This window comes from Luxibacter massiliensis (genome assembly GCF_900604355.1).
In the GTDB taxonomy this organism is placed as follows: domain Bacteria; phylum Bacillota; class Clostridia; order Lachnospirales; family Lachnospiraceae; genus Luxibacter; species Luxibacter massiliensis.
Map to the genome: position 1 here is coordinate 251,306 of NZ_UWOE01000001.1, position 22,795 is coordinate 274,100.

At 44.7% G+C, this 22,795-nt stretch carries 18 protein-coding genes; 14 read left to right on the forward strand and 4 right to left on the reverse strand.

Going from position 1 to position 22,795, the window contains the following annotated elements; all coding sequences use genetic code 11:
* Positions 1-660 carry a class II aldolase/adducin family protein gene (locus tag EFA47_RS01260; protein WP_122644354.1) on the forward strand — a complete coding sequence of 220 codons (660 nt, stop codon included), beginning with the start codon at positions 1-3 and terminating at the stop codon, positions 658-660.
* A gap of 228 nt (positions 661-888) precedes the next feature.
* Here the strand turns inward: EFA47_RS01260 and EFA47_RS01265 are convergent, their stop codons facing one another.
* Positions 889-1,344, reverse strand: a complete 456-nt coding sequence (locus EFA47_RS01265; RefSeq protein WP_122641661.1) for a very short patch repair endonuclease — start codon at positions 1,342-1,344, stop codon at positions 889-891.
* A gap of 252 nt (positions 1,345-1,596) precedes the next feature.
* Between EFA47_RS01265 and EFA47_RS01270 the strand changes: the two genes are divergently transcribed.
* Positions 1,597-2,175, forward strand: coding sequence for a rubrerythrin family protein (locus EFA47_RS01270; protein ID WP_122641662.1), 579 nt, complete (start codon positions 1,597-1,599; stop codon positions 2,173-2,175).
* A 20-nt stretch (positions 2,176-2,195) separates the two neighbouring features.
* Here EFA47_RS01270 and EFA47_RS01275 read toward each other — a convergent pair whose 3' ends face one another.
* A complete protein-coding gene (locus EFA47_RS01275) occupies positions 2,196-2,474 on the reverse strand; it encodes a hypothetical protein (RefSeq protein WP_122641663.1) in 279 nt (92 codons plus the stop codon).
* A gap of 373 nt (positions 2,475-2,847) precedes the next feature.
* On the opposite strand from EFA47_RS01275, the gene EFA47_RS01280 reads away from it, so the two are divergent.
* Complete coding sequence (locus EFA47_RS01280) at positions 2,848-3,768, forward strand: aldo/keto reductase (protein WP_122641664.1); 921 nt, start codon at positions 2,848-2,850, stop codon at positions 3,766-3,768.
* Between the two features lie 137 nt (positions 3,769-3,905).
* Here the strand turns inward: EFA47_RS01280 and carB are convergent, their stop codons facing one another.
* Both carB and EFA47_RS01290 read right to left on the reverse strand, forming a co-directional pair.
* The gene (carB, locus tag EFA47_RS01285) at positions 3,906-7,130 is read right to left on the reverse strand and encodes a carbamoyl-phosphate synthase large subunit (protein WP_122641665.1); all 3,225 of its coding nucleotides are present in this window, start codon (positions 7,128-7,130) and stop codon (positions 3,906-3,908) included.
* Positions 7,131-7,430: 300 nt separating this feature from the next.
* Positions 7,431-8,144 (reverse strand): ATP-binding protein, encoded by a 714-nt coding sequence (locus EFA47_RS01290; protein ID WP_122641666.1) that lies wholly within the window; start codon positions 8,142-8,144, stop codon positions 7,431-7,433.
* A 275-nt stretch (positions 8,145-8,419) separates the two neighbouring features.
* On the opposite strand from EFA47_RS01290, the gene EFA47_RS01295 reads away from it, so the two are divergent.
* From EFA47_RS01295 to EFA47_RS01345, 11 genes are all read left to right on the forward strand, one after another.
* Positions 8,420-9,097: a Crp/Fnr family transcriptional regulator gene (locus tag EFA47_RS01295; protein ID WP_235853189.1), complete on the forward strand. Its 678-nt coding sequence runs from the start codon at positions 8,420-8,422 to the stop codon at positions 9,095-9,097.
* A 188-nt stretch (positions 9,098-9,285) separates the two neighbouring features.
* A complete protein-coding gene (locus tag EFA47_RS01300) occupies positions 9,286-10,695 on the forward strand; it encodes an amidophosphoribosyltransferase (protein ID WP_122644355.1) in 1,410 nt (469 codons plus the stop codon).
* Positions 10,696-10,830: 135 nt separating this feature from the next.
* The gene (locus tag EFA47_RS01305; protein ID WP_122641668.1) at positions 10,831-12,534 is read left to right on the forward strand and encodes an ABC-ATPase domain-containing protein; all 1,704 of its coding nucleotides are present in this window, start codon (positions 10,831-10,833) and stop codon (positions 12,532-12,534) included.
* A gap of 14 nt (positions 12,535-12,548) precedes the next feature.
* The gene (locus EFA47_RS01310; RefSeq protein WP_122641669.1) at positions 12,549-13,703 is read left to right on the forward strand and encodes an exonuclease SbcCD subunit D; all 1,155 of its coding nucleotides are present in this window, start codon (positions 12,549-12,551) and stop codon (positions 13,701-13,703) included.
* A gap of 1 nt (position 13,704) precedes the next feature.
* Positions 13,705-16,359 (forward strand): AAA family ATPase, encoded by a 2,655-nt coding sequence (locus EFA47_RS01315; RefSeq protein ID WP_122641670.1) that lies wholly within the window; start codon positions 13,705-13,707, stop codon positions 16,357-16,359.
* 206 nt (positions 16,360-16,565) lie between these two features.
* The gene (locus EFA47_RS01320; protein ID WP_122641671.1) at positions 16,566-17,693 is read left to right on the forward strand and encodes an SGNH/GDSL hydrolase family protein; all 1,128 of its coding nucleotides are present in this window, start codon (positions 16,566-16,568) and stop codon (positions 17,691-17,693) included.
* A gap of 156 nt (positions 17,694-17,849) precedes the next feature.
* Complete coding sequence (locus EFA47_RS01325; protein ID WP_122641672.1) at positions 17,850-18,842, forward strand: ABC transporter ATP-binding protein; 993 nt, start codon at positions 17,850-17,852, stop codon at positions 18,840-18,842.
* Positions 18,826-19,692 (forward strand): ABC transporter permease subunit, encoded by an 867-nt coding sequence (locus EFA47_RS01330; protein ID WP_122641673.1) that lies wholly within the window; start codon positions 18,826-18,828, stop codon positions 19,690-19,692. Before EFA47_RS01325 ends, EFA47_RS01330 begins: the two co-directional genes overlap by 17 nt.
* A gap of 12 nt (positions 19,693-19,704) precedes the next feature.
* On the forward strand, positions 19,705-21,201 hold the full coding sequence (locus EFA47_RS01335; protein WP_122641674.1) for a GldG family protein: 1,497 nt from the start codon (positions 19,705-19,707) through the stop codon (positions 21,199-21,201).
* Between the two features lie 15 nt (positions 21,202-21,216).
* Positions 21,217-22,128, forward strand: a complete 912-nt coding sequence (locus EFA47_RS01340; protein WP_306438853.1) for a DUF4340 domain-containing protein — start codon at positions 21,217-21,219, stop codon at positions 22,126-22,128.
* Positions 22,129-22,357: 229 nt separating this feature from the next.
* Positions 22,358-22,765, forward strand: coding sequence for a zinc ribbon domain-containing protein (locus tag EFA47_RS01345; RefSeq protein WP_122644357.1), 408 nt, complete (start codon positions 22,358-22,360; stop codon positions 22,763-22,765).
* Positions 22,766-22,795 lie beyond the last annotated feature (30 nt).

Genomic DNA, 22,795 nt, shown 5'->3' on the forward strand with positions numbered 1-22,795 from the left:
ATGGATTATTATGAAGAACGAGTTTCAATTGTCAATACGTGCAGGAAAATGTGTGAGATGTCGTATTTCATTGGCACCTGGGGGAATGTGAGCGTCAGGGTAGGGGATTATATACTGCTTACTCCGAGCAGGGTGGATTATGATATTATGAAATACTCGGACATTATTGTTATTGACATGGATGGAAACAAAATACAGGGGGATAAGAACCCGACTTCGGAAAAGGAGGTACATAGGCAGATTTATCTTAAAAGGAAGGACGTGGGGGCTGTTATTCATGCGCATACTGCTAACGCTATGGCGGTATCGGCAATGGATGTTGATCAGGTGCCATGTCTGGTAGAAGAGATGAGCCAGCTGCTTGGCGGGGGGATCCCAGTGACGAAAACTTATGTTGCCGCTGAGAATCATTTTGAACTTGGCAGAATAGCAGGAGAGTCAATCGGCAATAAAAATGGAGTGATTCTGCGTAATCATGGGCCTGTCGCATGTGGTAAAAACCTTGGCGAGGCAGTTTTATCTGCAAAAGTCGTAGAAAAATCCTGTGGTATATATTTGAAGTGCCTGCAGTCAGGGGTTGGGCAGAGAGTTATACCAGAACATAGTGTTGAGTCCGAACATTATAGATATCAGTTTACATATGGAAAAGAACAGACATGATAAGTACTGTGGGATGACCCTGAAGAATATATAAACCTTCAAACTGGTGTAAGATAGGATTGCCTAGTTTGGAGGTTTATGTTTGCGAGTAACGAGCCAAGCGGACATATTTACATGTCCATTTGGGGACTGCCGCAAAGGTCTAGTACCCCGATGCCTGAACCGGGGCCTTTGACTTAATGATAGGCAGATACATTCAGTAAAGAGTAAAAATATAAAACATAGATATTATTCATATTGGCTAGAATCCGCCGCCGCATCACTCAATTGCCTGTCCCAGACAGATTCCTCAATAGCCTTCAGGCATTCTTCTGTATGCTTTAAAATATCTCGTCCCCAGAAGTGGATTACAGTGTAACCAAGAAAAAGAAGCTTTTTGTCATTTTCCCAGTCACGGCTGCGGTTCCGCTCGATTTTTTTGATCCAATAGTCTGGATTATTTCCCTTTTCAAGACGCAGCTTAAGAATTTCCCAATCTTTTCCATGAAAAAATTCACTGTCGCAGAAAATTGCAATTTTATATTTGGTCAGTACGATATCAGGAGAGCCAGGAAGGGCCTTATAATTCTTGCGGTAGCGGTACCCTTTGTGCCATAGGGCCCTGCGGAGCTGTAATTCTATGGACGTATCCTGGCTGCGTATTTTACTCATATTCTTGGACACGGTAGTTGGATCCCTTTTCATGCGTCTCACCCCTCCCGATTGCAGAAGCTATTGAATATAAGCACATTCTAGCAAAACCAGTTATAGATAGCAAGAATAAAATAACTGATGTTTCGGGGTGGTCCGGCTTTGTGATATATGAAAGGATTATTGGAGTCCTATTTTCAGAAAAAGTAAGGAGACCGATTTAGTATAGAATCTACTTGACAAAAGGCAGAAACTGGAATATATTAAAAATAGTAATTGTTATTAATTTTATAAAGGAGAATATCTATGAACTTAAAAGGGACAGAAACAGAGAAGAATATGAGGACTGCATTGGCAGGAGAGTCTATGGCCAGGAACAAATATACATATTATGCCATGCAGGCGAAGGCAGAGGGACAGGCGGAGATAGCTGAATTCTTTGAGAAAATGGCTGGAAACGAAATGATCCATGCAAAGATTTGGTTTTCCATGCTTAATGATGGATTGGGCAATACAGAGAAAAACTTAAGTGACGCAGCGGCAGGGGAGAATGATGAGTGGACTGATATGTATCCTGGGTTTGCGAAAACAGCGAGAGAAGAGGGCCTTGATGAGATAGCGGATATGTTTGAAAAGGTGGCGGAGATCGAAAAAGACCACGAGCGCCGTTTTCTGCAAAAGCTGATTGGCATGAAGAAAAAGGCCCATTCTGCCAAGGAGGGCAATGCTCAGGCCACATCCCAGGCGAGGGAGACACCTTCAGCAAAGAGGAAAGTCGAGGGGTACCGCTGTATGTTCTGTGGGGCAACCTTTGAGGACAGGCCGGATGTATGTTCAGTCTGTAAGGCCATTGGTTCTTTCGAGAGTTGCACAATAGAAAAATAGGGAATTATTGGCTTTGGCTACTAGCTGCTGAGTATGGCAACTGCCATCCTGCCATAATCAGAATCTAAAACAATGCTGGAAGTTTCAGAAATAAAGGCAGGGGTTTCGGATATATGCGGGGTTGTGACGTTACAGTCCATCTTCTTCTGGGAAAGCTGTATTGTTGCATTCCCGCAGGAAATATTAGTAAGCTCACATAAGGATAAGGCTGATTGTACAAGCTGTCCTGCCATAGGGAATAATTCTTTATGCTGCCTGTCAATGTGGTCAATTCCAATGGGATCACTTTCTTTCCACATAATTATATTCCTCCCAAATGTGAATAATGGAAAACGGAAATATATATCCGTATTTTGGTAGTATACACGTAATCTGCTTTTTTCAATGAGTGAGACACTATATCGGGATATCCTTTCTCAATAGATATAAAGACATACTGTGCAGCAAGCGGCGCCACAGGCATCGGGGAACCCAGGCGGAGAAAGGATAAAGGGAAATTATTTGAAAGTCCTTGACGAAATTATTTTGCAGATTATATAATAACAGAAATTGAACCCAACATGCCGCTTTTGGAAGTGGACTTCGTTGGGGTTTTTGCGTATCTGAATATAGAGGCAGTTTAGCCGGCAGATATGCCGCAGCGTGTTGAAAATGTGTGGGAGGATGCAGAAAATGAAAAAAATGACATTGGGATCCGGGAGTCTGGAGGTTCCGGTAATTGCAGCTGGATGTATGAGGATTAATACCCTGGACGAGGACGATATTGAAGTCTACATAAATAAATGCATGGAGTTGGGTATGAATTTTTTCGAACATGCAGACATCTATGGTAATGGAAAGTGTGAGTCCTTGTTTGCAGAGGCGTTTGAAAAAACGGAGTTCAGGCGTGAGGATGTGATTCTGCAGTCCAAATGTGGGATAGTACCGGGTGTGATGTATGATTTTTCCAAGGAACACATTTTAAAATCTGTGGAAAACAGTTTGAAGAGATTAAATACAGATTATTTGGATGTACTAGTGCTTCACAGGCCGGATGCCCTGGTAGAGCCGGAGGAAGTTGCAGAAGTATTCGACCTGCTCAATGCTTCCGGTAAGGTAAGGAATTTTGGGGTATCTAATCATAAACCCATGCAGATTGAATTGCTGAAAAAGTATGTGAAGCAGGACATTGTCACAAATCAGCTCCAGTTCAGCATCCCTTTCTCTAATATGGTCGCAAATGGAATGGAAGTAAATATGCTGACAGAAGGGTCTGTAGACCATGACGGAAGCGTCCTGGATTATTGCCGCCTGCATGACATGACAATCCAGGCATGGTCTCCGTTCCAGTATGGATTTTTTGAAGGAGTGTTTATAGGGAGCAGCAAATATCCTGAACTTAACCAACAGCTAGAAGAGTTGGCGGAGCGTTATGATACGACTCCAACGGCTATAGCGGCGGCTTGGATATTAAGACATCCTGCACATATTCAAATGATCGCAGGGACGACCAATTTGGACAGACTGGAGGAGATAGCACGGGGAAGTGAGATTCGCCTGACAAGAGAAGAATGGTACCAGATTTATCTGAGCGCGGGACATATTTTGCCTTAGAGAGTGTGAAAAGCTGGTTTGAGGAAGTTTTTTAATAGCTGAGGGGATTCCGACGGAATCCCCTCAGCTATTTCCTTTTGTACAATGGGCAGATTAATGTGATCATTGCTGTCCTGCCAGAACTTTATGCATTATCTCTATTTGTCAGTAATTTCACTGTGCAGTTCCTGAAGGGATTTAACTCCTCCCCGGTCATGCTCTTTGACATATTTGATTCCCTTTGCAGTGGTTCTGGCAGCAGCCATGGTCGTCATATAAGGAATCTTTGCTTTAATTGCAGCTTTTCTCAGATAGCTGTCATCGTGGACACTATCCTTACCCACAGGGGTGTTGACAATAAGGTCAATCTTTCCATTGGTGATCATATCCAGGATATTGGGCCTTCCCTCATATAATTTTTTAACCCTCTCAGCCTCAATGCCGTTTTCGCGGATCAAATCATAGGTGGTGCCTGTCGCTACAATCTGAAAGCCGTCTTCAGCGAAACTCCTGGCAATATCCACAACTTCAGGCTTGTCCCTGCCGCTGACAGAAATCAGGACAGTGCCCCCAAGAGGCAGCTTTGTCTGGGTTGCTTCCTGAGCCTTATAAAAAGCCTCTCCGTAGGAGGGGGAAAGGCCCAGCACTTCACCGGTGGAACGCATCTCAGGCCCTAATACAGGATCTACTTCCTGGAACATATTGAATGGGAACACAGCTTCCTTAACCCCGTAGTTTGGAATATTTTGTTCTCTGAGAGCCGGTACAGGAGAAGGCCTGTCAGTAATGTCTGAAGTGATAATATCTGTTGCCAAAGGTACCATGCGTATGTTGCAGACCTTGGATACAAGAGGGACAGTTCTGGAAGCACGGGGGTTGGCCTCCAGGACATAGACCTTCCCGTTCTCAATTGCATACTGCATATTCATCAGTCCTTTGACATGCATTTCCTCTGCAATTCTTCTTGTATATTCTTTGATTGTATTTACGTTTTCCTCTGATATATGGACAGATGGAATGATACATGCAGAATCCCCAGAGTGGACGCCAGCCAGTTCAATATGCTCCATCACTGCGGGGACAAACGCATGGGTGCCATCGCTAATGGCATCTGCCTCGCACTCCATGGCGTGGTTGAGGAAACGGTCAATCAGAATAGGACGGTCTGGGGTCACTCCGACAGCGGCCTTCATATAGCCTGCCATACTGGCATCGTCATATACGACCTCCATACCCCGGCCCCCCAGTACATAAGAAGGGCGGACCATCACGGGATATCCTATTTTATTAGCAATGGCAATGGCCTCCTCAACATCGACAGCCATCCCGGATTCAGGCATGGGGATTTCCAGTTTTTCCATCATTTCGCGGAACAAATCGCGGTCTTCTGCCAGGTCAATGACAGAAGGAGAAGTACCAAGTATACGGACCCCATTCTTTTCCAAGTCTGCAGCCAGATTCAGAGGAGTCTGGCCTCCAAACTGTGCAATTACCCCTACAGGTTTTTCTTTTTTATAAATACTGAGCACATCTTCCAAGGTCAGCGGCTCAAAATATAATTTGTCTGATGTGTCATAGTCCGTGGAGACGGTCTCAGGGTTACAGTTGACGATAATCGTCTCGAATCCTAGTTTTTTCAATGCCAATGAAGCATGTACACAGCAGTAGTCGAATTCAATTCCCTGGCCAATGCGGTTAGGTCCGCCGCCGAGGATCATGATTTTCTTACGGTCATTATGGACTGGATTTTTGTCAGGGGCATTATAAGTAGAATAGTAGTACGCACTATCCTTTGTCCCACTGACATGCACACCCTCCCAAGCTTCCTCTACACCGATCTCAATGCGCCGGCTGCGGATGTCACTCTCAGGAAGTTCCAGGAGCTGGCCTAAATATTGGTCAGAAAAGCCGTCTTTTTTGGCTGCTATAAGCTGTGCGTCGGAGGGCAGATGCCCCTTCTCTTTCAGGAGTGCCTCTTCCTCCTCCACAAGTTCTTTCATCTGTTCAATAAAATAATGTTTAACCTTTGTAATATCATGTATTTCATCCACATCTGCACCTTTGCGGAGGGCTTCATACATTATAAAATGACGCTCACTGGATGGGGTGATTAAAAGCTGCAGTAATTCCTCCTTTGTCCTTGTGTTAAAATCCTTTGCATGCCCAAGGCCGCAGCGTCCTGTTTCCAAGCTGCGTATGGCTTTCTGGAAGGCTTCTTTATAGGTCTTTCCAATGCTCATGACCTCGCCTACCGCGCGCATCTGGGTCCCCAGCTTGTCTTCCACGCCTTTAAATTTTTCAAAAGCCCAGCGGGCAAACTTGATTACCACATAGTCACCGTCAGGCACGTATTTGTCCAGGGTACCGTATTTGCCGCAGGGAATGTCTTTTAATGTGAGTCCTGTGGCAAGCATGGCTGATACGAGAGCGATAGGGAATCCAGTGGCTTTGGAAGCAAGTGCAGAGGAGCGGGAGGTTCTTGGGTTAATCTCAATGACAATGATCCGGTCACTCACCGGGTCGTGGGCAAACTGCACATTTGTGCCGCCTATAACCTCCACAGATTCAACAATCTTGTATGCTTGTTCCTGCAGCCTTTTCTGGCAGTCCTCAGAGATAGTGAGCATAGGTGCAGAGCAGAAAGAATCCCCTGTGTGGACACCCAGCGGATCAATATTTTCGATAAAGCAGACAGTGATCATGTTGTTGTCCTTATCACGGACAACTTCCAACTCAAGCTCTTCCCATCCAAGAATAGACTCCTCTACAAGAACCTGGCCTACAAGGCTGGCCTGCAGTCCCCTGGCACATACGGTTCTAAGCTCATCCCGGTTATAGACGAGTCCGCCTCCGGCCCCACCCATAGTGTAAGCCGGACGGAGCACCACAGGGTAGCCGAGCCTGTCTGCAATAGAGAGTGCCTCCTCAACGGTGTATGCGACTTCACTGCGGGCCATTTCAATGCCGAGCTTATCCATAGCTTTTTTAAATTCGATACGGTCCTCCCCGCGCTCAATGGCATCTACCTGGACACCGATCACTTGTACGTTATACTTTTCCAGTATTCCTTTGGAGGCAAGCTCCGAACATAAATTAAGCCCAGACTGGCCTCCCAAATTCGGAAGCAGTGCGTCGGGACGTTCTTTTGCGATAATCTGTTCCAACCGTTCTACGTTCAGGGGTTCAATATAGGTGACATCTGCCGTCTCAGGGTCAGTCATAATGGTCGCTGGGTTAGAGTTGACCAGCACAATCTCATACCCTAATTTCCGCAGTGCCTTACAGGCCTGAGTGCCTGAATAGTCAAACTCACAGGCCTGGCCGATAATAATCGGGCCCGATCCAATAATCAGTACTTTGTGTATGTCTGTTCTTTGTGACATATTTTGCCCTCCTGTATATTTGAAATTTAAATTAATCTCTGTCTGTCAAATACATTATAAAGGAGAAGTGCGGGGGAGTAAAGTAATTTATTCTTGCGGGCAACGAGCCAAGCGGACATGTTCCCATGTCCATTGGGCGGCTGCCGCCAGGGTCTAATACCTCGATGCTTGCATCGCTGCTAGTTTATGCCCCGTATGTATGCATCGGGGGTTTTGACGTCCCCACGCAGCAGTCCCCCTGGATAAGGGCAGTATCCAGGGGGACTTGTGGTCGCAGGTTTGGTTGGGGAGGGGCAATGGTCAATCAAGTATCTGCCCATCTGTGGAAATAGTGACAACTTGCCAGGGGATCATCTTGCCACAGGCAGACAGCGCATTTTTCACAGCATCTTCCAGTCCTTTACAGCAGGGCACTTCCATACGGACTATAGTTACGCTTTTTATAGAGTTTTGTTTTAGGATTTCAGTAAGTTTCTCTGCATAGTTTATATCATCTAGTTTTGGACAGCCTACGAGTGTAATCTTTCCCTTTATAAAATCTTCATGGAACCGGGCGTAGGCATAAGCCGTACAGTCTGCAGCCACCAAAAGCTTTGCGTCTTCATAGTAGGGCGCACTAACCGGGACAAGTTTAATCTGCACGGGCCACTGGCGCAGTTGGGACTCGGAGGATGAGTCTGAAGATGAGTGGTCACAGGCTGGGACAGCTTTATGTGTAGGCCTTTTTAGTTCCTTCGCCATTGTACCAGGGCAGCCGCAGGGGAGGGGGGCGTTCTTTTTGGCCTGATTTTTCTTGACAGCCTCAGCGTCATAGGCTTTGGCCTCCCGCTCTACAAAGGATATGGCCCCTGTGGGGCATGTTGGCAGACAGTCTCCCAGGCCGTCGCAGTAATCATCTCTTAAAAGACGTGCCTTGCCGTCGACCATGCCGATTGCACCTTCATGACAGGCCTCAGCGCATAATCCGCAGCCGTTACATTTTTCTTCATTGATTTCTATGATTTTTCGTATCATTCTTGTACCTCCTGAAAATTTTTATGATTTTTTGCAGACAATAGATTGAAAGATGTATACTCACACATGCCAAAATACATGCCCCCAAAGGGTTAGCAGGCGTTGGCACGCCTGGCAAAGTCATACTTATTGGATTGCTAGAGCCTAATAAGCATAGGGCCATTAAATGATGAAATATACTTTGATCTGTTGTCTGTGGGTTATTGACTCAACAGTGGTATTGTAATATATTTTAAAATATAAAAATGTTGTTGTTACAACGGAAGGAGAAAAATGTGGATTACAAATTTATTGTGCGGACGCCCCTTTTTGCAGGTCTTTCAGAATATGAGGCAGAAATAATGCTGAAATATCTGGGGGCATCAGAAAGAGAATATTCCCGGGAAGGCGTGATTTATTATGTGGGCCAGAAAATACGCAGACTGGGACTTTTGCTCTCAGGGGGAGTAAACGTGGTGCGGACAGATGTGTGGGGAAACCAAAATATTATTGGCCATATTATGCCGGGGGAAGTATTTGCGGAGACCTATGCGTGCATACCGGGGGAGGCTATGCAGGCAGATGTGGTTGCCGCGGTCCGGTCTGCAGTTTTGTTTTTGGATATTGAAAGAGTGATGGCAAAGGATGTGCCTGCGGAGTCCAGGCCGGAGCACGTAATCCGGAACTTGCTGACAATTTTGGCCTCAAAAAATTTGTACCTGACCCAGAAGATGAACCATATAACACCGAAAACAATCCGGGAACGTATTTTGTCATATCTGTCCCAAGAGGCAGTTAGGCAGGGGAGAAGGAATATAACGATTCCCTTTAACAGGCAGCAGCTTGCAGACTATCTTTCCGTGGACCGCAGCGCACTTTCAGGGGAACTATCCAAGATGCAGAAAGAGGGACTGCTGCTGTTTAAGAAGAATCAGTTTGAGCTGCTGGGGGATGCTGCCAGCCCTCATAGTTAGTTATCGTGGAGTCACAGGAAGGTGTGGGGTGGAGGATCCCATGCACTAAAACATTTTAGTAACGCATGGTTAGGCTTTACGCAGGCAACAGATATGTGGTAGAATGTATGCGGATTAAACGTAATTTATGGAAAAACAGATATTTTAACAATGAAGAGATGCTTAAAATTGGAGAGGAGATTAGTCAAATGGGAGGTTTTTTTGGAGTAGCTTCAAAAACAAACTGTACATTGGAACTGTTCTATGGCGTGGATTATCATTCTCATCTGGGCACAAGGAGAGGAGGGATGGCCACCTATGGCAAGGAAGGTTTTCAGAGGGCAATCCATAATATTGAAAATTCACCTTTTCGGACAAAGTTTGAGAAAGATGTAGATGAGTTACAGGGGAATCTGGGGATTGGCTGTATATCTGACTATGAACCTCAGCCCTTGCTTATACAATCCCATCTGGGCAGTTTTGCCATAACGACAGTCGGGAAGATTAATAATATGGACGAGCTTCTTGCGAAGGTATACGAGAACGGCCATACTCATTTTCAGGAAATGAGCGGGGGGCAGATTAATGCTACGGAACTGATTGCTTCGCTGATCTGTAAGGCGGATACATTAGTAGATGGGATCCGTTATGTACAGCAGATTGTAGATGGCTCCATGACACTCCTCCTGATGACGCCTAAGGGACTGTATGCGGCAAGGGACAGGTACGGCCGTACCCCGCTTGTGGTTGGGAAAAAGGATGGGGCATATTGTGTATCTTTTGAGAGTTTTGCTTATATCAACCTGGGGTATACAGACTATAAGGAGCTGGGGCCTGCGGAGATTGTTTTTATTACACCTGAGAGTGTAGAGACAGTCAGCCCTCCTGGGGAGGAAATGAAAATATGTTCCTTTTTATGGGTATATTATGGTTATCCAACCTCCTCTTATGAGGGGGTAAATGTAGAGGAGATGCGGTACAGGTGCGGGAGTATGCTGGCAAAAAGAGATGCCGGGAGTGTGTCGCCTGACATTGTGGCAGGAGTACCGGACTCAGGGATTGCCCATGCAATTGGATACGCCAATGAATCAGGCTTTCCCTATGCCAGGCCTTTTATCAAATATACGCCTACATGGCCCAGATCCTTTATGCCAACCAACCAAAGCCAAAGAAATTTGATTGCCAGGATGAAGCTGATACCAGTGCAGGCATTGATAGAGGATAAGAAGCTGCTTTTAATCGATGACTCTATTGTACGGGGGACACAGCTAAGAGAGACAACAGAATTTCTGTATCAGAGTGGGGCTAAAGAAGTGCATGTCCGTCCGGCATGTCCGCCTCTTCTTTTTGGGTGTAAGTATTTGAATTTTTCCCGTTCTAAATCTGAACTGGATTTGATTACCAGACAGATTATCCAGGAAAGGGAAGAGGAGGTGACACCGGAAATTCTTGAGGAGTATGCGAACCCGGCCTGTGCCCGTTATGAGGAGATGGTTGAGGAAGTGCGCAGCCGCCAGAATTTCACCACGCTTAGGTATCACAGAGTGGATGACCTGGTGAAGTCTATCGGGTTATCACCATGTAAATTATGTACGTACTGTTTTGACGGAAAGAAATAAGAAATGTTAACGGGCATAAAGACAGGGTGCTTCTGGATATAAGAAATTGTATTCGGCAGTATCCTGTCTTTTACAGGTAGTATTACCTGCATGTCCTGAAAAAATATGTAAATAAAATTTAAAGGAGTTTGAGCTATGCAGACATCTACTGAATTAAAAGGGTTATTAAATAGGATTGACCATAAAAGTTATCCTGCCTATAAAGATACAAAAGGTATATATCAGTTTCCAGGATACCAGCTATCTATTGACCATGTGCAGGGAGATCCTTTTGCCGCGCCTTCTAAACTGAGTATCCATATAAAAGGCAAAATAGCAGGTTTTCCGCCGGAACTGTATGAAAGTGCGCACCGCAGGATAGCCTTACAGGATTATCTCACAAGGCAGTTTGCAAAATCTACAGACCGCTATGCATTCAAGGCAAAGGGGTCAGGGAAAAGTGGCCTGCTTGCAGTCAGCAGGTGCGGCCAGGAAGTTCTGGAACGTACGGCATGTACAGTGGATGAAGAAAGTGGAAACCTGGTTTTAAGGCTGGAGGCTGGCTTTCCGGCAAACGGCAGGACAATCAATGCAAGAGAGCTGATAAAAATCCTGTTCGATTTTCTTCCAGAATGTGTAGAACAGACCCTTTATTATAAGAACGCTGATAAAAAGCGTATTCTTCAGACAGCGTATTTGGCTGATGACCAGCAGTATATCAGGGAGAGGCTGCCTGAGATGGGACTCACTGCATTCGTGGCGGATGGTTCCGTCCTGCCGAGGGAATCGGGGGTTTCCTCCCGGCCTATGAAAGGGGCAGTGACTTTTGAATCACCCAAAGAGCTGAGAGTGGAAATGGAGCTTCCACATAGAGGGAAAATAAGGGGGATGGGTATTCAAAAGGGGATTACCCTGATTGTAGGCGGAGGATACCATGGCAAATCCACACTTTTAAAGGCCTTGGAGCTGGGCGTATATAACCACATTTTGGGGGATGGAAGAGAATATGTGATTACAGATAATACGGCTGTGAAAATCCGTGCAGAGGACGGGCGAAGCATTAAAAAGACGGACATTTCTATGTTTATTAATGATCTTCCAAATGGAAAGGATACAAAAGGCTTCTATACTGAGGATGCCAGCGGAAGCACATCCCAGGCCGCCAATGTGATAGAAGGGATGGAGGCCGGCTCAAAGCTTTTGCTCATTGATGAAGATACCAGCGCCACTAATTTTATGATAAGGGATGAATTGATGCAGAGAGTAATCCACCGGGAGATGGAACCCATTACGCCATTTATTGACAGGATTTCTGAACTTTATGACAAATTTGGAATCTCTACGATTATTGTGGCAGGGAGTTCGGGAGCATATTTTCATATTGCTGGCTGTATTATCCAGATGGACAGGTATATACCGAGGGATATTACACTGTATGCCAAAAAGGAAGCAGAAAGTTTTCCGGCTTTAAGTGGCCCGAAAGAGGGCGCTCCTGATCCTACCTTCACAAGGTGCCCTGGAGGAAATGCTGCTTTTAAAGGAAACGAAAGAATTAAAATGAAAACCATGGGAAGGGAAGCAGTACAGATTAACAGAGAGTCTATTGATTTGCGGTATGTGGAGCAGATTGTGGACAGTGAGCAGGTAACGGCTCTCGGGTATTGTGTCAGGTATGCGGAAAAGCATCTTTTGAATGGGCGCAGGAATGTACAGGATATTGTGAATGAGATAGTAGGGAAAATCGAGAACGGCCAACTGGCATCCTTATGTGAGAGTAGTTCAAATGTGGCAAGCCTGGCAGTGCCGAGAAGGCAGGAAATTCATGCATGCCTGAACCGTTACCGGGGCCTGAGGCTGTAAAGGAAGGGAGTAGCATGAAATTTTTTCATTTATCGGATCTGCACATAGGCAGGCAGCTTCACCAGTATAGCCTGCTGGAGGATCAGAGGCATATTCTGCAGGAAGTATTAACCTATGTAGAAGCATTGCGTCCTGACGGAATTGTGATTGCAGGGGATATTTATGACAAGCCTGTCCCGTCAGCAGAGGCGGTGGCACTTTTTGATGAATTTCTGACTAGTCTGGCTGGGAAGGGCAGCCCTATGGCAATTATGGTGATAAGCGGGAACCATGACTCTGGCAGAAGGCTGGATTATGCAGGCAGAATCCTGGAAAGGCAAAACATTTATATAGCAGGCAGCCTGCCCTCCTGCCGGGGGGAGCGGTTAAAGCGGGTGACTCTCGCAGATGAGTTTGGGGAAGTGGATTTTTATCTGCTTCCATTTTTAAAACCTGGATATGTCCGGGGGGTTTTACAGGATGCAGAGCCGGGGAGCTATACGGAGGCAGTATCCAGGATGATCCAGAGGGAGAATATAGATTTTAGCAAGCGTAATGTCCTTTTGTCCCACCAGTTTTATATGGGGGGCAGACAGGAACCCCAGACTTGTGATTCTGAAAGGTTTTCTGTTGGAGGCATAGACAATGTGGACATAGGATCCATAAAAGATTTTGATTATGCTGCATTAGGCCATTTACATGGAGCGCAGCAAGTGGCCGTTCCCCATATCCGGTACTGTGGGACTCTCTTGAAATACTCGGTAAGTGAGGCAGAACACATCAAATCACTGCATGTGATTGAACTTGGTCCAAAGCACAAAGAGATCAGTGTACAAGAACTTCCTCTTCATCCTCTGCGGGATGTAAGGAAAATCAAAGGTGAGCTTAAGAATATACTTAAGGAGGCAAAGGCGGCGAACAGGGAGGACTATGTCAGTATTACCCTGACAGACGAGATGGCTCCCTACAAGCCTAAAGAACAGTTGGAAAAGGTATATTCCCATATATTGGAGATACGTATAGACAATACAAGAACCCGCAGGCGCCTTGAGGAGTTCCGGGATGAACCCGGGGGGGATGACCCTCTGGAAATATTTGATGATTTTTTCCGGGAAATTCAGGGAAGGCATATTTCAAAAGAAGAGCGGGAGTTTATGAGGCAAATAATGGAAAAGGCAGAGAGAGAATAAGATGAGACCATTGAAATTGACCATGTCTGCTTTTGGTTCTTATGCAGACATGGAGGTGATTGATTTTACCCAAATTCCCTATGGCCTGTTTTTGATTACTGGAGACACGGGGGCAGGTAAAACTACAGTTTTTGATGCAATTACATATGCTTTGTATGGCAGGACAAGCGGCGGCAGGAGAGAAGGGAATATGATGCGCAGCCAGTATGCCAGGGATGATGCAGAAACATTTGTAGAATATGGCTTTAGTTATAGGGGGAGGAAATATACTGTCAGAAGAAATCCAGAATATATGAGGACTGGAAAGCGTAAAAAGGCAGATGGCTCCTTGAGGCTTGTGAAGGAAAGTGCGTCCGTCAGGCTGGTGCTGCCTGATGGTACCGAATATCAGGGGAGAAAAAAAGAAATTGACAGCAAGCTGGAGGAAATTATAGGACTGGATGTAAACCAGTTCACACAAATCGCCATGATTGCGCAGGGAGACTTTTTGAAACTTCTGTATGCAGAGTCCAGAGAAAGGAAGCGGATTTTTTCGCGGATTTTCCAGACAAATTTATATTGGAAAGTGCAGGAAGAATTAAAGGAACAGGCCAAGGCGCTTTATATGGGCCTGGAGGATAATATAAAGGACTGTGCCCGTGAAATAGAGCGGGTAGAGGTAGGGCCTAAAATAAAAGAAAAAGGAATCTGGGAGGAGTTAATAAAGCTGGATGTACCGCCAGAGGAAGAAATTATTTCCTGCCTGGATAGAATATGCAGCCAGGGCCAGACTATGGTAAAAGAGGCAGAAGAAAAAGCCCACTCCCTTAAAGGGCAGGCAGAAGAGTTATATGCATCTATTAAAAGCAAGGAAGAAGTAAACCAGCTTTTTATCCTCAAAGAGCAGGCACAGAACAGAGAGAAGGAATTAGAGGGAAAACGGGAGACGATAGAGGTACTGCGCAGGCAGCAGAAGGAAGGAGAGCGCGCCCAAAGGGTCTGCCTGAAAGAGGAGCCATACAGGGAGACTGTACAAAAGGCGGGAAGACTGAATCAAGAGGTGGCCTTAATAAAAAAATGGTTAGAGGAAAAAAAGAAAGTCAGAGATGCTAAAGAGGAGGCGCTGAAACAGAAAGAAAAGGAGCAAAGGATCCAGGAGCCAAAGATGAGGCAAAAGATAGACAGGCTGAGAGATTCATTGAGTCATTTTGAGAAAATACGGGATCTGGAGAAGCAGCATAAAGAAAGCCTGAGAAGGATGGTTAAGATTCTTGATGAATGCCACATAGCATCTGAGGATTATGATAAAAAGTACAGGCGGTTCTTTGAAGGACAGGCAGGCATACTGGCCCGCAGCCTGAGTGACGGGATCCCCTGTCCTGTCTGCGGTTCTGTCAGACATCCTAATTTGGCAGAGGCACCAGACGATATCCCTGACCAGCAGGATGTCCATAAAGCTAAAGAAATAAGGGATAAAAAGGAAAAGGAACGTAATACTATACAGACAGAATTCCAGGAGGATGAGGCCAGGCTAAAGGCAGAGAAGCAGTTTTTATCCAATGCCTTGGAAGGGTTCCCCCAGGGTGATATAAAAACAGAGGATGAAGCGGGAAGGGTCCTGAAAAGTCTGGAAAAAGAGTTGGAGCATAAAAATAAAGAATTCCAGAAAAAGGAAAAAGAATTTAGGGAATTGGTGGAAGAGATCAAGCATAAAGACGGACTTCTGGAGAGCATGGAAAAACAGCTTCAAGATCTGTATATGAAAGAGGCGGAAGAGGAAGAATACTTTCAGAAGGAATTAAAGCTTCAGAAATTTTTGTCTTATCAGGAATATAATGCAGCTAAAGAGTGGATTCAGGGACAGGAGGAGAGGAAACATGAGATAAAATCGTATGATGAGGAATGCCTGCAAAATAAGACAGAAATTAAGATGCTCGCTAAGCAGACCCGTGGCAGGCAGCCAGTTGAGTTAGTGGAATTAAAAAATAAGGCCAGAGAAGTAGAAAGGCTTCAAGAAGAAGAGAAAATGAAACTTTTCTCCCTGCACAGCATACAGGATAAAAATACTGAGGCAAGGGAAAAGCTGAAGCAGTATTTTCAGGCCAGAGGAGCTTTGATGAGTCGTTATGAGATGGCTGATAATTTGAACCGTACTGCAAACGGCACTTTAAGCGGCAGTGTAAAACTAGATTTTGAGACATTTGTCCAGCGAAAGTATTTCCGTCAGGTTATCTATGCAGCCAACCACAGGCTTTCAAGGATGACATCTGGAGAATTTATACTGCAGTGCAGGGAAATCAAGGACTTAAAAAGCCAGGGACAGGCAGGCTTAGACCTGGATGTATATCATATTGTCAATGATTCTGTGAGAGATGTAAAAACACTTTCAGGCGGAGAAGCTTTTATGGCCTCTCTTGCCATGGCCCTGGGATTGGCTGATATTATTCAGAATACTGCCGGTGCTGTCAGCCTGGAAACTATGTTTGTTGACGAAGGTTTTGGAGCGCTGGATGATTCCGCGCGAGAAAAAGCTATACGGATCCTACAGGAATTAGCTGGAGAAAAAGGTCTTGTAGGTATCATTTCTCATGTAAATGAGCTGAAAGAGCAGATTGAATGTAAATTAGTTGTTGAGAAAAGTGAAAAGGGCAGTAAAACCCGGTGGATGCTGGAATGATAATATAAAGGCTATAGATTTGCTGAAATATGTGCTGATAGTCTGCGTGAGAATCAATGACCCCGATGTAAGCATACGGGGCGCCAAACTAGAAGCGGGCAAGCGCCGGGGGGGATTAGACCCTCGCGGCAGCCGCCAAATGGACATGTAAATATGTCCGCTTGGCTCGTTGCTCGCGGGAATAAAGAGGATTAGGAGTGGAACGGATGAGGAAGTATCTGAAAACAATGGGATTTTTTGTGCTGACAGTGCTTCTGTCTATACAGCAGGCTTTGCCCGTGGGGGCCTGGGAGGAATCCCTATCATGTACAGTGCTGGGGGACAGTATTGCAAAGGGATATTCTTCAGATAAGTCAATAGAGATAAAAAGCTATGGACAGATAGTGACAGAGCGGGTTGCCGGTGAGGCGGGGATTCCCTACACTTATAAAAATTTTGCCAAAAATGGATTGGCCACGGCAGGACTCAATGAAAAAATTCTGGCAAAGGATGAGGTGTTGGAAAGTCTGGAAAATGCAGATATAATCCTGGTAACTATGGGGTCAAATGATTTACTTAATGAGTTTAAAAAGGAGGCCCAGGCAATTTTGGACACGGATACCAAGTTTAAAAGCGCTGGGGAGGCCCTGAACGAGGTAAAGGCTGCGGTAAAAGATAACCCTCTTCTGGTCCTGAAAATTATTGATGCGCTGGGAAACTGGGATTATGGGGCCTTTGAGGGGGAATGGATAAAGGCCATGGATACAATTACTGCCCACAAAAAGGAGGATTCCCAGATTATTGTTACTAATATATACAATCCTGTGCACAATATGGAGCTTCCCGGTACAATGAATAAGATTGTGGAAGATATTATACAGAATATGAATAAAATGATTGAAAAACGGGCAGAGGAATATGGATATCAGGTGGTGGATTTATTTCAATCAGATATCGTTGCCTTTGTACAGGACGATGGACTTCATCCTGACCAGGAGGGACAAGAACTTATTGCAGATTTAGTCTACAAACAGTTAACCCCCCAGGAGCAGGATAAGGCAAGGTCTGTAGACGGGGCGGCTGTGAAAGGGGAAGAAACTGGAGAAGAAGGCGCTGGAAGTGAAACAGCAGAAAATGATGGCACAGGAGCCAGTACAGAAGAAACTGAAACCATTGAAGGGACGAAGGAGGACTCATTAGAGGACAAAGAAAGGCAGAACAGGAAAGAAGCAAAAGAGAAAGTCCAGGATGCAAAGCCTGCACAGTGGGGAGGATTGGCCATATTGGTTATCATACTTCTGGCGTGGGCGGCCCTGACTTTGAAAAATGCAAGGAGAGGAAAAAAGGGAAAGTAGCTGAACACAGAAAGCTCAAAACTATATCACATTTATAACACAAAAACTTCACAAACTTCTGTTACCTTATTTTTTATGTGAAACGGGGAGCTGTTTCATGGGGCGCCGGCTTCTTCAGCGGCGTTTGGCAGAAAAATGAAACCGGGAGGTAGGGACTTGATTGAGGTAAAGAATTTAGTGAAGAAATACGGGAACCATACGGCCATAGACCATCTGAATTTCAAGATTGAAAAAGGAAAGGTCTATGGCTTTTTGGGCCCAAATGGCGCAGGGAAATCCACAACCATGAACATTATGACGGGATATCTGGGAGCCACAGAAGGGGAGGTGCTTATTAATGGGCATGACATTTTGCGTGAACCGGAAGAGGCAAAGAAATATATAGGATATTTGCCTGAACTCCCCCCGCTGTACACAGAAATGACAGTGATAGAATATCTTAGGTTTGCCGCGGAATTAAAGGGATTGCCTAAAAAAAGCAGAGAAACTGACATAGATCAGGCTTTAAATCTGGCAAAACTGAAGGATGTGAGCGGAAGGCTGATTCGGAATTTGTCAAAAGGGTACCGGCAGAGGGTAGGACTTGCCCAGGCAGTGCTTGGGTTCCCTGATATCATTATACTTGACGAGCCGACTGTAGGACTGGATCCAAAACAAATTATTGAAATCAGAGAACTGATCCGTAAGCTGGCAGAGGAACATACGGTGATTTTAAGTTCACATATCCTGGCAGAAGTACGGGAAGTCTGTGATTATATTATGATTATTTCCCGCGGCAGGCTTGTGGCAAGCGATACGCCTGATAACCTGGAGCATCTTATGGATGGCCTGGAAACTATAGAAGTTGAGGCCAGGGCAGATTTGGCGCAGGTAAGAGAGGTCTTGAAAGCAGTGGATGGGATTTCTTCTTTTAAGGCCGAGGAAAAAGATGAAGGGATTGTATCTGCAGAGATAGAAGCGAATGACAAGGAAGACGTCAGAGAAAGGATTTTCTTTGCATTTGCAGAGAGAAAATGTCCTCTTATAACACTTAAGATCAACCGGGCGAGCCTGGAAGAGATTTTCCTGGAACTTACACAGGGAGATTCTTCTAAAGGGGTATCTGGAATAAAGAATAGGGAGGATGAAAAAGATGGCGGCAATTTATAAAAGAGAACTAAAATCATACTTCCAGTCCATGGTAGGATGCGTTTTTATTGCTTTTCTGGTAGCTTTTACCGGAATTTATTTTATGGCATATAACCTGAATGCGGGATATCCGTATTTTTCCTATACACTGTCCGGGTCTTTGATCGTATTCCTGGTAGGCATACCCCTGATAACTATGAAAAGTTTTTCGGAGGAGAGAAAAAATAAGACAGACCAGCTTTTGCTGACGGCTCCTGTGAGCCTGTCTAAAATTGTTGCAGGAAAATATCTGGCAATGGTTTCAGTGCTTGCAGTACCTAATCTGATCTTTTGTATCTTTCCCCTTATAATTAAAATGCAGGGGATATCATATCTAAAAGTGGATTATATTTCCATTGGCGTATTTTTCCTTTTAGGGTGTGTATATATCGCTATTGGAATGTTTTTATCTGCCCTGACAGAGAGCCAGATTATTGCCTTTATAACCTCTTTCGGCGTTTTGCTTGTATTATATCTATGGGATGGGATTTTATCCTTCCTGCCCAGTTCTGCGATCAGCGGAGTGTTTGGGATTATCATTCTTCTCACTCTTGCAGCTGCCTACATACAGAGCATGACAGGCAACTGGGTAATCAGCGGCGGGATAGAACTCATAGGAGTAGCTGCGTGTGTTGTTACATATATTCTTAAATCCAGCCTGTTTGAAAATATTTTAACCAAGTTCCTGGGGAATCTGGCGTTGGCCAATGTTTTTACGGATATTACGTCAAGCAGTATTGTGGATGTAAGCGGAATTATTCTTTACCTGTCTGTTATAGCAATATTTATTTTCCTGACAGTGCAGGCAATTCAGAAAAGACGTTGGAGTTAGGAGGACCGGATTGTGCAGAATATAAAGAAATTGTTCAAAACAACGGGGACAAAAAGTGGTACGTATAGTGTTGGGATGACTGTCATTATTATAGCGATTATTGTGGCTGCTAATATGATTTTTGGACAGCTGCCAGAGAAATTCAGGAATATTGATGTGAGCAGCACTAAAATTTATGAAATATCCGATAAGAGCAGGGAAATTTTAAAAGATTTAGATAAAGATATTACATTTACTGTATTGGCGGAGAAGGAGGGGACAGACGACAGAATCAAGACATTCCTAAGTAAGTATGCAGCGCTTTCGGGAAAACTGTCAGTTAAGTGGATTGACCCAGTTCTGCACCCGTCAGCTTTGACTGAATATGATACAACGGAAAACAGCATTGTAATTTCTTGTGAGGAGACTGGAAAGAGTACAATCGTTTCTTTTGATGATATTATTGTGGTGGACGCTTCTTCCTATTATTACACGGGAAGCGTGTCCGAGTCTGAATTTGACGGCGAGGGCCAGCTTACAAGTGCAGTGAATTATGTAATAAATGATGTAAACAAGAATATTTTTAGGACCACAGGCCATGGGGAAGGGACTCTGTCCAGTACAGTGACAGACCTGATGAGTAAAAATAACTATACGGTCAGCGAGCTGAATTTGGTCATGAACGCAGAGATCCCCGAAGAGTGTGACCTGCTTCTTATGTATGCGCCCGCAAAGGATTTGTCAGATGACGAGAGGAATGCTGTAGAGAATTATCTGGCAGGAGGCGGAAAGGTCATGCTCATACTGGGAGAGACCAGTACGGCGGATTTGCCGAACATAGCCGCCGTGATGAAGCAGTATGGAATGGAAGAAGTTCCCGGATACATTGCAGATCCTGAGAGATGCTACCAGGGTAATTATTATTATATTTTCCCAACACTTTCTGTATATGGGGATATGGCCCAGGGAATTGATTCTCAAATGGTATTGCTGGGGAATGCAAGGGGAATGAACTTGGTGGATACCGCCAGAGATACCATTACGGCAGAAGCATTTATGTCATCTTCGGACAGTGCGTATGCTGTAACAGAAGATGCACAGACACAGGGGAATTATACTCTTGGGGCGGTGGCTGAAGAGACTGTGGATAGTTCTTCTGCAGAGGATAGTGGGGCGACAGAGGACGAGAGTGCCCAGACGGACGCGGAATCAGCTTCAGAAGACAGTACAGATGGGGAGGAAGCAGCCAATGCTGTAAAAAGCAGGCTGACAGTTATATCTGCAGGGAGTATCATTGATTCCCAGATTACAGATACATTTCCACAGCTGGAAAATACCACATTATTTATGAATGCTGTGAGCAGTAATTTTGATGGTGTACAAAATGTTTCGATTGAACCAAAAAGCCTGGCCACAGAGTACAATACTGTGCAGCATGCAGGGATGTTCAGCCTGCTTGTCATTTTTGGGATTCCACTGCTGGTTTTGGTGTCTGGATTTGCTGTCTGGTACAGAAGAAGAAAGGCCTAAAAGCAGGAGGGCAGGATGATGGAGAAGAAAAAAATTAAAGTATTGACAGTACTGATTGGAATTTTACTTGTACTGCTAGCAATTTATTTTGGACTACAGTCCTGGAATAAAGGGCAGGAGAAAAAAGCGCAGGAGCAGGAAGAAGCAGAGGCTGTTTATGCTACAGATACTTCTGATATAGTGGGGGTTAAGTATGATGCTGGAAACGGTGAAATGAATTTTGAGAAGGAAGGGGATGCTTGGGTATATACCCAGGATAAAGATTTTCCTCTGGCCCAAAGTTATATTGAACAAATTGTATCTGATTTCGGGCGTCTGAAAGCAGAGCGGGAGTTAAAGGACGGAGACTCCCTTAAAGATTACGGTTTAGAGGATCCTGTCTATACGGTAGTGCTGACTGGCAGCGACGGTACAGAGACGTCTGTCTATTTTGGGGATATGACGGGAGAAAGCTATTATGTTACGGTCAATGACAGCCAGAGGGTTTATACAGTGGCCAGTAGTTATGCCGATGATCTGCAGTATAGCCTGGATGACATGGCTCAGTTGGATACTTATCCGAATATTGGGAGTGGGAATTTAAAAAAGGAAGTAATCAGCAGAAATGGCACAGATACAACTTATGATTCAGAAAATGATGAAGATTCGGAGAATATCGCCGCTGTAGCAGGGGGACTTGGAGCCGTAACATTGAGTGAGGCTGCGGACTATTCTGTGGAGGATAAGGATTTGCCCGGATATGGACTGGATGAGGGCAGCCGAATAGAAGTTGAGGCCACATACACAGAAGACGATGAGGAGAAAATACTGAAACTGTATATTGGAGGGGAGGATGCAAATGGAAACAGATATGTGATGCTGAATGATTCCAGAATCGTATATTTAATTTCTGACGATGTATGCAAAAATATACTGAATGAAGAGTAGCTTTTTAAGTAAGCGGAGGCATTACACATGTAGAGATATAAAAGCCACAGGGAGTGCAGGCCGTTTGTCCCTGGACGGTAAATGGATTTTTATGCCATAAAAGCGGGGCGGTATTTTATTCCAGGGGGAAATTCCGTAAAGTTTATATATATTTAATACGCGGTTTATTGACAATATGGGGAAAACAGAGGAAAATATCTCTCATGTAGATAAAGTGAGGGTGATGATCATGAAAGAAAAACTAATACGGTTTATGCAGGGCAGATATGGGGTGGATTTCCTCTCAAAATTTTTATTGGCTGCGGGATTAATTGTGGTTCTGCTTTCTTCCATATTTGCTGGTGAAATCATAGGGACAGTGTGCTATGTTTTAGGATGGGTGTTGATTATATACTGCTATTTTAGGATGTTTTCAAGGAATGTAAGCAAACGGTATGCAGAGAATCAGGCATTCCTGGCAAAAACGTACAAAATCCGGAGTTTCTTCCAGAGACAGAAAAATATGTGGACCCAGAGGAAAACATATCATATCTATAAATGCCCTGGCTGCGGACAGAAAATACGGATACCCCGGGGAAAAGGAAAGATAGAAGTACGCTGCCCAAAATGCAGTGCCACATTTATTAAGAAGAGTTAATAGAAAATATAAAATAAACGATGCCCCCAT

Excerpts from the sequence above, each read along its gene's own strand:
- EFA47_RS01300 (WP_122644355.1), top strand. The coding sequence starts at position 9,286 with ATGGGAGGTTTTTTTGGAGTAGCTTCAAAAACAAACTGTACATTGGAA.
- EFA47_RS01280 (WP_122641664.1), top strand. The coding sequence starts at position 2,848 with ATGAAAAAAATGACATTGGGATCCGGGAGTCTGGAGGTTCCGGTAATT.
- EFA47_RS01310 (WP_122641669.1), top strand. The coding sequence starts at position 12,549 with ATGAAATTTTTTCATTTATCGGATCTGCACATAGGCAGGCAGCTTCAC.
- EFA47_RS01305 (WP_122641668.1), top strand. The coding sequence starts at position 10,831 with ATGCAGACATCTACTGAATTAAAAGGGTTATTAAATAGGATTGACCAT.
- EFA47_RS01320 (WP_122641671.1), top strand. The coding sequence starts at position 16,566 with ATGAGGAAGTATCTGAAAACAATGGGATTTTTTGTGCTGACAGTGCTT.
- EFA47_RS01260 (WP_122644354.1), top strand. The coding sequence starts at position 1 with ATGGATTATTATGAAGAACGAGTTTCAATTGTCAATACGTGCAGGAAA.
- EFA47_RS01330 (WP_122641673.1), top strand. The coding sequence starts at position 18,826 with ATGGCGGCAATTTATAAAAGAGAACTAAAATCATACTTCCAGTCCATG.
- EFA47_RS01345 (WP_122644357.1), top strand. The coding sequence starts at position 22,358 with ATGAAAGAAAAACTAATACGGTTTATGCAGGGCAGATATGGGGTGGAT.
- EFA47_RS01270 (WP_122641662.1), top strand. The coding sequence starts at position 1,597 with ATGAACTTAAAAGGGACAGAAACAGAGAAGAATATGAGGACTGCATTG.
- EFA47_RS01290 (WP_122641666.1), bottom strand. The coding sequence starts at position 8,144 with ATGATACGAAAAATCATAGAAATCAATGAAGAAAAATGTAACGGCTGC.
- EFA47_RS01275 (WP_122641663.1), bottom strand. The coding sequence starts at position 2,474 with ATGTGGAAAGAAAGTGATCCCATTGGAATTGACCACATTGACAGGCAG.
- carB (WP_122641665.1), bottom strand. The coding sequence starts at position 7,130 with ATGTCACAAAGAACAGACATACACAAAGTACTGATTATTGGATCGGGC.
- EFA47_RS01315 (WP_122641670.1), top strand. The coding sequence starts at position 13,705 with ATGAGACCATTGAAATTGACCATGTCTGCTTTTGGTTCTTATGCAGAC.
- EFA47_RS01340 (WP_306438853.1), top strand. The coding sequence starts at position 21,217 with ATGATGGAGAAGAAAAAAATTAAAGTATTGACAGTACTGATTGGAATT.
- EFA47_RS01265 (WP_122641661.1), bottom strand. The coding sequence starts at position 1,344 with ATGAAAAGGGATCCAACTACCGTGTCCAAGAATATGAGTAAAATACGC.